We start from the raw sequence: 10,498 nt of genomic DNA, 5'->3' as shown, positions 1-10,498 counted from the left end.
TGTGTCAAAGCGCCATTGGCGTATGTCGTTTGAACAACCGTCGGATCTACTTTCAAAAGATCGCCCGTGCCATAGCCATTGACTTTGTTTGCATTGAAAGCCTGGAATGCCGTAGGCACCGCAGTGATCGCTAAGTCTGGCAATGCTTGCGCCGTCTCCCCTTGCGGAGTGAACGACACTGTCATCAAGCGGCCTTCATCTGAAGTAGGATTGAAGGTTGAACACGGAAGACTTGTATCAACGTCACCATTAGCGCGTGACTTCGCATTATTAAAAATGTCGCCAATGGTTTGAATACCTGATTGCGGAAAGCTCTGTGAACCAGGAATGATATTCGCATCACCGATTTCAAATGCGTAAGTACCACTAGAACCCGTCATATCGATATTGCGGCGTTCATAGTAAAGCACGCAGTTGTCTTTTGTTTTTACCCAAACATCGAAGCGGACAACACCACTATCCAGTGGTTGATCACCTTTAAAAATTCGTCCGGTGTAGGTGATGCCCGAGGCAGCAAAGGCGTTTTGGAATGAGAAGGAGATATATAGGGCAACAACAAATAACAGGCCTAAAGCACGCAGAAGGCGCTTTATTTGGAACCCACCAACCATGGAGTTTAACCTGTTACAACAACCCATGAGTTAAAGATCGGTAAAAATATGTGTTCTATTAAGTACTTCGGTGCAGAAACTATACAATCGAAATTTGATTAAATTTTCGAACATGGGGACGTTTGCGACAATGGACGCATCTCAAAATGAGAATTTCCCCCTATTACAGGTCTGTTTGAGCCGAAATTACAAGACTTCCTCTTGAAAACGGGCCGAGATTGAGAAGGCCAACTAGTTTTTTTCACCTTTCGCTCGAACATGTGTCAAAAAGAATTGAAATTTCGTCGAATGGAATTTTCTGGAACAGGCCTAATTTTCGCGCCAGTCTTGTCTCACACGGGGCGTACCTCTTAAAGACATATGGAACATTTCTGGCCATTTTAAACAAAAAAATATCTAGTCCGCGAGGGCGATGGAGGCGATATCACCGCTTGAATTTACGGCGAGCGCCCCAGTCGAAGACTTGAGGAATATACTTAGCGATTTTCAACCCCACGCCGGTAAGCCCCTGCGGCTCGAGGAGAGTGAGATCATTGAGCACGGCTTCACGAATCATCTTCGCGTAAGTTTGCGGGCTGATAGCATCACCAGGAATTTCTTCGAAATGATCGCCGTACTTTTCAGCGATCTCATCATACATGCCGGTTTTAATTCCCGGAGTGACGAGACTGAGGGCCGTCACCTTCGTACCGTGCAATTCGTTTTTCAAACATTCCGTAAAAGCCAAGACAGCTGCCTTACTCGCGCTGTAAGTGGAGGCCCCTGGAATGTGCATGATTGCCGAAACACTTGAGTTATTAATGATTTTTCCGCGCTTACGTCGAAGCATTCCTGGAAGAAAGGCACGTGTCAGTTGCACAAGGGCGATGACGTTGACTTGAAAGACATTAGCGATGTCTTCTTCGCTCTGTTTGTCCAGAACTCCGCCTGTCAAAACACCGGCGTTATTGAATAGAATATCGAGCTTTAAATCAGATGTCGCTTCAATAAGTTTCGCAATGGAATGGGGGCTTGAAAGATCCGCCGTCCACAAAGTCACGGACTCAGCACCGGCCTCTTCCATCTCTTTCACAAGAGCGGCATCTTTTTTGCGAACCACAAGATGCAGATGCGCTTTATCTTCTGCACAGGACTTTGCAAAGGCCCGACCAATTCCGCGACTGGCTCCCGTGATCATGATGTGCGCGCCTTTGATTTCCATGCTCACTATCCTTCTTTGATAACAGCCCCAGCTAAACCCCAGGATTTCAAAACGTCTTGCTCTTCGCTGGCGGACATTGTTTTTTTGAACTTGGCTCCGGACTGCCCTTTCACTCGACGCTCACAGGAGCCCCAATCTTTGTGGCGATAAACCACGCCGCCGATATTGCTAAGATAAGAATGCGCCGCCTTTTTTTCGCCCTTATTATAGGACTTCATTTCAGGCAGGCCTTCCGGCTCCGGCAAATCCAAGATCGGCAGATCATACTTCAACAAAGGGCCGCTGTATAAACGGAAACTTTGTCCCTTTGAATAAGCGACACTGATTTCATCACAGCGTTCATTGCCGGGGACGCCGGTGTGCCCACGCACATAATGCCATGAGAGTTCGCCGAGGGTTTTGCGTTTGTACACAAGATACGAAAGCTCTTCCCACAGATCTTTGTTTTGAACCTCTTTGCCTTCAGCAGTCAGCCAGTTGTTACGCTTCCAGCCCCACACCCATTGGGTGATACCGCGAATGACATAAGTAGAATCCGTATAGATACGCACATCGCCCGGGATATTTTTTAAATATGCTAAAGCTCCCAACACACCGGAAATCTCCATGCGATTGTTGGTGGTCGAGCGATCGCCGTCACCGAGTTCTTGCACTTTCCCCTCGGGCAAAACGACAACGGCTCCCCAGCCGCCAGGGCCTGGGTTTCCAGAGCAAGCTCCGTCTGTGAAAACAATGATGTCTTTGAATTGCGAGATCACGCAGAGGCTTCCTGATAGCGAGGGAGATAAATGGTGAAGGTTGTACCGTGGTCGACAACCGAGTCCACAGTTACGGCACCATAGTTTTGCTGAACGAAGTTCAAAACTGTGCTGAGGCCCAAACCAGTTCCCTGGCCCTCTTCTTTCGTGGTGAAGAAGGGCTCAAAGATTTTCTCATGCATATCTTTTGGAATACCAATACCGGTGTCTTCTACCGCGATCGTGACGTAATCACCCGCAACGCAGAAGTCGGTATTCTCAGTGAGAGTTTTATTTTCAAGGCGGATGATCAAATCCCCGCCCTCAGGCATCGCATCGCGGGCGTTGATAGAGAGATTAATCAGCACGTTTTCAAAACTGCTCACATCCACACGCACCTGCCAGATTCCATTCGGTATATCCAAAGTCACTTTCGTACGCTTCGAAGCCGCTACCTGGATGAGTTCAGACATAGCATTGATCACCGAGGCCAAATCCACCGGTTTGGTTTCTACACCTTGGCGGCGAGCAAAGGTTAAGATTCTTTGAATCAAGTTCTGACCGCGCAAAGTCGCGCTCTGAATGCCTGTCAACGATTTCGTCATCGCCGGATTATCGTTAGATACTCTGTTCAGAATCGCTACGTTGCCAAGGATGATGGCAAGAATATTATTAAAGTCATGCGCAAAGCCCGCAGCAAGCTCCCCGATCAAACCGACCTTTTGAATGTGACGGATTTGATCCTCTTGCTTTTCGATGCGTTCTTTCGCCAGCACGGTCTCAGTCATTTCACTCAGCAAACCACGGTAGCCAACGAACTTATTATCAAGGTCATATACGGGATTGATATTGAGGTTGTAATAGTGGCGCTCAGATCCGCGCGGGAACGGCAAGGAGTAGTCCTGAATTTTCGCCTGCGCCTTCAAGGCCTCTTTGAGGTCTTCTTCAAGCGGCAACTGGAACAGAGACTGACCGGTCACCACAAGCTTCTTCAATGGATCGGTCTCAACCGCGTTCGAGCTCACAAACGTGTACTCACCGGTTGTGTTAGTCTCGAAGACGTAGTCAAAGTTATCAGCAATGATATCGCGGAAGCGATTCTCACTCATCTTCAAGGCTTGGTAAGAACCTTGGAAGTTTCTGTGCATCAATGAAATCGAGTGCGCCATCTCGTCGATCTCGTTGTGGCCTTTAGAGGACTGTGCTTTGCCTTCAAGATCCTGAGGCTGCATCAAACCGAGCTGCGCAATCGAAGCTTCTCGCGCACGGGCCGCAAGTTGCTGGAATGGTTTCGTCACGAGGCGATTAAAAATATAGAGAATGAAGAAACTCACGAGCAACGTCTTTAAGAAGTTACTCAGAAGCATGATCATGCCTCGTTGTATGAGGCCGCCGTAGATTTGCTCCATGGTAAAAGTCACCGTCAGCAAACCGATATCATGAGCCCCGCGGGCATCAACGTAGTTCAGCGGCAACGTCTTCTTAGGGCCATCCGCGGACACGCTATTCGCAAACTCGAAATCGCGGAAGCCTTCCACCGCAAGGTGAACCTTAGCCACTTGCTCGAATCGCAAGATCCCTTTGAGCTGTTTTTGAATCTGGTTTTGGTCAAATGCCCATGTGGACGCTGTGAGGGACTCACTCAAAACATCGTTGATCTCGTGAAAGCGCTTATCGAGGTGATCAACTTCGTTGTTGAAATCCAAATACAGCTGAACCACGGTCACTATCAACGTTACTACGGAGCTGAACAACAACGTCAGCGTCAGAAGCTTTCTACCCGTAGATGAGATGACCAAACGATTCAAAGATTTCCCCCCAAAAAACTTATCAGGTTCTAAGTGTGTCAAAATGAGACCAGTAGAGCAATAGGCATAACGTATCTCATTGAAGAATGCGAGGATTTCTAAAGTCCAAAGATCGTCCTCTGTCTATTTCTTCGCCATGTCCTTCTTACCAGGTCTCATTGGTTGCATTTCGTCCCTATATGAGATGGCCCGTACCATGCAATAAGTCACAAAGACGGAAGTATCTTCCGTTGGAGAGTACTTATATGCGGACTAGCACGTTGAGTGTAACATTTTTTGCTCTATTTTGTGGTTTGATGCTGTCAAGCACCTCGGTGTCAGCATCTGTTACTACATCACTTGCTGGGCCTCCTTCTCCAAAGGAGACTCCACCGGCATTCGGCATCTCTGCCGGTCTTTCTAAATCCTTTAGCCTTGTTGATCATAAAGATGGCGACCGCCAAGAGACCAACGATCTCGAGGTGATTCCATCTTATAATTGGAGCTTCGGCAAAACCCTTGCCGTTTTCACATTCTCTGATGATGTCCGCGATCCTGGCAACTCCGATATGGGCGATATTGCCTTGGCAACATCTTTTAATGGTTGGGATTTCAAGAGCTTTAAATTAAGACCGTCTGTGACTATTGTTTTGCCTCAGTCTAAAGAGTCCAGAATAAACACAAATCTTCAAACCGCGATCTCCGGTAAGCTCTCGGCTTCTATACAAGAAAAGCTTTTGCTTCCTGGTTTCCGTTTTGGCGGCAGTGTCAGTTTTAATCGCAACTTCCATCGTTACGAAACGGCTTTGGACGGAACAGTCCTTAAACAATACTCATCGAAACAGGGTCTTTCTGGTGGCTACTCCATCGGTTTGTTCTCGTTTGACCTCGATTTCACTCATATCAATGCATGGACCTACCAAGGGAACATGAAAGAATCGTATGAACACAGCGAAGAGGCGTCCGTGGAAATCGGCAGAAACTTTGCCTTCACTCTCGGCCACACCAACGGTGGTTCTGTGTTCAAAGAGGACGGATACTCCTCAAACTATAAGTTAATTGATGAAGAAAACTCTTTGGTCTACGCCAAAGTGAGCATGCAGTACTAAAGGAATGGAGAACGCTATGAGCCAAAAGCTTCCGTACTCAAAGGCCCTGGTGACCGTATTAGCCTTCGCGATGTTCGCGGTGGGTTGTACGAAATCACGCGATGCCGAGCTCCCATATGAGATGCAAAAATCTGTTTTTGCTATTAGTGAATTCGGTGAAACTCAAACCGAAAACACTCAATATAGCGTTGCAACAGACGACAGCGTCAGTCAGTTGAGCCTCGGAAACGCATCAAAAGCCACTGCTGAAAAAGGCGTTGTTGCTTTGGACACCGTCAAGGTTCCAAGCCGTCTTAAATACATGTTCAGCGGTCTTGAGATCACAGGTCTTACGGATCACACTTATCCTATTACGTTCTCCGTGGATAAGCAGTTCGTAACAGCTTATAAGATCGTCAACAATCCAGATGAATTGACTATTCTTGAAAAACAATTGGCTCAAGTTCAAGATGAAGTCGTTTTGCAAAAACAATTGCAAAAGAACGATGACAGAGCAAAAGCAAAGGCTTTGCTTGCTTCTTTGCAAAAGGCCCGCGACAGCAAGGTTCAGTTGTTGAGCCAGAAATCCGGCGCCGGTGCTTTGCTCATTCCTTTGTTCAAATATAAGATCGCGAAGTTCGGTGTTCTGCAAAAGCAAAAGAACAAGTTGAATGAAGATACTTCGACTTTGGATTTGACTGAGACGGACTGGTCTCAAGCAACTCATATCGTTTTGAACACGACCAAAGAAGGCCGCTTGCCGGTGGGCCTGGATCCATCTCAATCTGGTGATTTGGACCGCACTTTCGTGATGGACCGAATCAACAACAAGATCATGACAGCAGGCACTTTGACGAGCGAGTTCCAAATTCCTTTGAACTTGGCTCAAGACGCCCGCGTTTTGACATTGCTCGATACTAAATCTTTGCATGTATTTGAGATCACTCAATCCGGCAAAGCTGATTTGACGGATTCTCAACGTCGTCAATTGCAAAACGGCGGCACTGGCAACGTACGCTCTTGCCCTGCGGATGTTGTGAAAGCATTGCCTGCAGACGCGCAAGCTGATTGTATCTTGATCCTCCGTTACGATGTGGACGTGACTTACGTGCGTCCTGAATTGCCAGTTGTTGATTACGACGGTAACCAAGACTCTAAATTGAATTTCAAACCGGTTCTTGCCGGCCAAAATATCGGCTTGGTACAGATCCCAAAAGACACTGAACCTAAAAAGGTTGAAAGCAATAACGAACTCGACCCGAATACAACGGTTCGTATCATTGATATCAAAGACAAAGAGTTCTTCTTCAAACGCACGATGGAAGATGCTCCTGAGACGGTGCCTTTCGAAGCGGGTATGTCTGGTAACTTGACAATCGTTAAGTTCGAGCTTGAAGAGTCACGCTTGGTGGTTCGTAAAGCCGACAGACTCGTTGATTTCAAACGCGGTTCTAACGAGACTTCTTACGAAGAAATGATGTCTATTCCTATCACGTATAAAAAACGTGAGTTGAAAGACGCTTCAGGCACTCCATACGCTATTCCACGCATCGTTCCTGCAACTCGCACGGATGCTGAATACGTCGAGCTTGACTGGACAAGAAACACATTGTCTTCAGACTTCTCTCCTTACGAAGTTCTCGCTGAAGGTTGCATCAGATCTGTTGCTGATACAAAAGTTAAAGACGTTGACATGAGATTGGACAAAGGCGTCCTCAATTTCAGCTTCGACTACTCTGTGGGTTTGAATGCAGGTTGCATCATCCCTTACAGCGTGAACGACTACAATGGAACTGCAAGCTACTCGACGACAGCTCGAGTGAAAGAGCGTATTTCATTCAAGTTCAACGACGGCTCTACAAATGCGCCATTTGCTCCGCAAGTTCCATTCAAAATTCAAAATGACTTGGGCTATGGTGTTTGGACTATCGGTAAGTTGAACCCAACGGATCAAGGTATCTATGGCCGTGATGGTCAAGAAAACAGCATCCCTGTGGTACAGGACTTCCGTAATGGTAAAAAGTTGCTTTATACAGTGACTGGTCTTGAAAACAGAAATGGTGAGATCGATCCTGAACTCCGTAAGATGTACATCGAAGCTATCGGTGAAATCGTTAACGGTTGGGACCTCGCTTACAGACAAGCATTCAAAGGCACTCGCTTTGAACGCGCAGAACGTTACGTTGAATTCCAAGTAGCTGGTGAAAACGGTATCGAAGCTCACGTTGGTGACTTGGATAGAAACATCATCCACTTCGAAAACAAAGTAAATGACAACACCGGCAGCTTGGGCGTTTCCCAAGTGGGTTACAACCCACGTTCGGGTATCGTTGTTGCCGACCAATTGATTGTTTACGCAGGAAACCTTCAGAAGTTCGTTGCGACTTACCAGCGCAACATGAAGATCGCCCAAGACTGGGCTGATAAGAAGAAAGCTTTCCGCGAACAAGCTTTGGCTAAGTTGGCTGAAAAACAAAAAGCGGCTGATGAAGGAAAAAAAGCTGAAGCCAAAGGCGCTACAGCAACTCCTGAACAAACAGCGGCAGCTGCAAACCAAATTTCAAGCACAATGCTGAAATTGGCTCGCGGTCAAAAAGCTAACATGAGCGCGGTTATGAACCTTCGTAACTTGAGCCAGATGAAATCGATTGCTCAGAAAACCGTGAGTGACATCAAAGCGGTCGGTGGCTCTGGTTCCTTCCAATACTCTCCATCTGCGATGGAAAGCTCTTGGGTTGAAAAAGTCATCCGTCAGTTGTCTCAGACTCCGAACTTGGACAATGCTGAATTGACTGGTTTGGTTGCTCAAGAAATGTTGAATGCAAAAGCGCAGTCTCTATCTGATATGGACAAAGCTCGCTTGCAACGTGTGGTTACTTTCGGTCAAATGCGTTCGAAAATGAATGCAAGCATGAAAAGCTCTCCAGGTTGCCGTCTGTCTTCAGATGCTCCGTTGGGACGCCAATTCACTGCGGCTTCATTCAAAGACGCTATGAAGATCATGTTGATGTTCGACTTAGGTCACGAGATGGGTCACTCCCAGGGCTTGACACATAACTTTATCGGTTCATTCGATAAAGCAAACTTTACTAATGAAGACGGTTCTGCTTCGAAACGTAATTACTCTTCGATCATGGACTACTTCCAGCCAGGTGGTTTTAACTGGGACGGTATCGGTACTTACGACATCCATGCTTTGAGAGCTTCTCACTTGGGTCTCTTGGAAGCGACACCGGAATACGTCCAGCAATCCGGCGGCAAAGGCATCGTCAACGGCAAGTACCTCTCGGTCTTTGACATTCTTGGTAAGCGTGATCCTAAAGACACGTCTACGAGCTGGAATAACTTCAGCATTCGTCAGATCCCAGGCGTATTGAAGCCTTACAAGTACTGCACGGATATCCATGTCGGTTACGAGCCTGTGTGCCAACGCTTCGACACTGGGACATCGGCTGTAGAGATCGTCACAAATATGATTGCTGAGTACGAAAATGCTTACGTGAACAACTACCACAGCTGGGACCGCAACAACTTCGGTATCGACGTTGCAAGCGCTGCAGCCGGTAACAGTGTCATGAACATGTTTGAAATGCGTCAGTTCATGGACGAGTTATTCTTTAAGTTAGTAACGGGTTCTGCATCTTCACAAGAAGAGATCAGCGACTACGCTCAGGCGTCCGTAAAGATCTACTTGTTCTTCATCCAGCTGATCAAAACTCCGGATGCGAACAACTTGTTCCAAGATCCAGCTCGTTTCATGGCGGTTCCTTACACTTACACAGTGAAAGGCGCTGATGGTCAGCCAAAAGAAGTTCAAGATGTTGAGGTTGTTGAAAAACGTGCGCTGCAAACTCTGGCGATCCGTCAAGACCGTGTCGACACGATCGGTATTGAACAAGATAAGCTGATGGCGATGAACTTCCTGACAATGAAGGGCTTCCCAGCTTACAAATACAGATCAAATAGCATCGAGTTCTCGTTTGTTGATTTCGAGAAGCTCTTGGGCATGACTCCGGACACTAGTATCTACATGAATACTATTACTGGAATTATGTTGAACCAATTGCAACCTAGCTTCACGAATGACAAGGCAAACTTGTCACCAATTTCTGATGCGACGGCAAGCGTGACTTCAGCAATGCGTGCTTATGCTGGTATCTTCAGTATCTTGAACTTGGAATCTTCAACTTTGAGAGGCGAAGACAACTTCGCAAACATGTTCAAAGTGGGTGCGAGCCTCGGCAAGTCATTGAAAGACCGTGTGAGCTTGAGTCAATTGGGCGTATCGAATACAAGCGCGGTTCGTTTGAGCTACTGGGCAAACGACAACGCGGTTGCTGCGAACAATATTATTAACGTAGCGGCTGCGAAGAACGCATTCATCCAAAAGACTCCTCAGATCCAGCCGTCTATGGAGAAATTGGCGGCGGCTCAACTGAATGCTCTTTTGGCGAAAAATCAAGCGAAAGACGTTGCTGACAAAGCGGCGGCTGACGCAGCAAAAGTAAAAGCTGAGACTTTGGCGAAGTTGAATGACTTAAACAAGAACGGCGAATTGGTATCGGCTGAGTTGTTGAAACAAAATCCGAACCTGACGATCGAAAATCAGTTGAATGCGATTGTGTCTTTGAATGACCAATTGATCCAAGCCGCGTTCACATTAATTTTGCGCCCGGATATGGCTGATCAACTTCAACCACTCGTAGCGAATGCTTCTCAGTTAGCTGACAACCTTCCATTGTTCGCGATCGCTCAAAAAGGCTTGGTCGCATCTTTGGATAAAGCCGGCGAAGAGTTTGCGAAGAATGAAAAAACTCAAGGCTTGGCTGATTTAGGTCAGGCCGCTAAGAAAGTAACGAATGGCGATGCCCTGGAACTTTCATACGGTATCATCATGAAAAACGTTGAGTTTTTGAATACCTTGAGTGCAATGACAAATCCAGAGCTCAGAGCAAAATAGAGTTTTGGAAGAAACTAAGAATTTTCTAAAAGGAGTCTGTCTAAAACAGGCTCCTTTTCTTTTTGACCAATGACATTTTCGTCATATCCCGGATTTTGATTTTCCGTTTGGGCA

The 10,498-nt window shown here is 46.7% G+C and carries 6 protein-coding genes; 2 read left to right on the top strand and 4 right to left on the bottom strand.

The annotated features are described in order from the left end of the window. The 4 genes from JSU04_07740 to JSU04_07725 form a co-directional block, all read right to left on the bottom strand. Positions 1–611: hypothetical protein (locus JSU04_07740; protein MBS1970185.1), on the bottom strand; the 611-nt coding region annotated here is incomplete at its 3' end. Positions 612–1,035: 424 nt separating this feature from the next. Then, the gene (locus tag JSU04_07735) at positions 1,036–1,812 is read right to left on the bottom strand and encodes an SDR family NAD(P)-dependent oxidoreductase (GenBank protein MBS1970184.1); all 777 of its coding nucleotides are present in this window, start codon (positions 1,810–1,812) and stop codon (positions 1,036–1,038) included. A 5-nt stretch (positions 1,813–1,817) separates the two neighbouring features. Next, the gene (gene rnhA / locus JSU04_07730; protein ID MBS1970183.1) at positions 1,818–2,546 is read right to left on the bottom strand and encodes a ribonuclease HI; all 729 of its coding nucleotides are present in this window, start codon (positions 2,544–2,546) and stop codon (positions 1,818–1,820) included. A gap of 20 nt (positions 2,547–2,566) precedes the next feature. Continuing rightward, on the bottom strand, positions 2,567–4,357 hold the full coding sequence (locus JSU04_07725) for a hypothetical protein (GenBank protein ID MBS1970182.1): 1,791 nt from the start codon (positions 4,355–4,357) through the stop codon (positions 2,567–2,569). A 245-nt stretch (positions 4,358–4,602) separates the two neighbouring features. On the opposite strand from JSU04_07725, the gene JSU04_07720 reads away from it, so the two are divergent. Together JSU04_07720 and JSU04_07715 are read left to right on the top strand one after the other, a co-directional pair. Continuing rightward, positions 4,603–5,445, top strand: a complete 843-nt coding sequence (locus tag JSU04_07720; protein ID MBS1970181.1) for a hypothetical protein — start codon at positions 4,603–4,605, stop codon at positions 5,443–5,445. 4 nt (positions 5,446–5,449) lie between these two features. Beyond that, a complete protein-coding gene (locus JSU04_07715) occupies positions 5,450–10,384 on the top strand; it encodes a hypothetical protein (GenBank protein MBS1970180.1) in 4,935 nt (1,644 codons plus the stop codon). Positions 10,385–10,498 lie beyond the last annotated feature (114 nt).

Source organism: Bdellovibrionales bacterium, assembly GCA_018266295.1.
Lineage (GTDB): Bacteria > Bdellovibrionota > Bdellovibrionia > Bdellovibrionales > Bdellovibrionaceae > JACMRP01.
Note: the sequence above shows the minus strand (reverse complement) of the source record. Positions and strands in the feature narration are given on the sequence as shown.

Coding starts and splice junctions, on each gene's coding strand:
- JSU04_07735 (MBS1970184.1), bottom strand. CDS start 1,812: ATGGAAATCAAAGGCGCGCACATCATGATCACGGGAGCCAGTCGCGGA.
- JSU04_07720 (MBS1970181.1), top strand. CDS start 4,603: ATGCGGACTAGCACGTTGAGTGTAACATTTTTTGCTCTATTTTGTGGT.
- JSU04_07715 (MBS1970180.1), top strand. CDS start 5,450: ATGGAGAACGCTATGAGCCAAAAGCTTCCGTACTCAAAGGCCCTGGTG.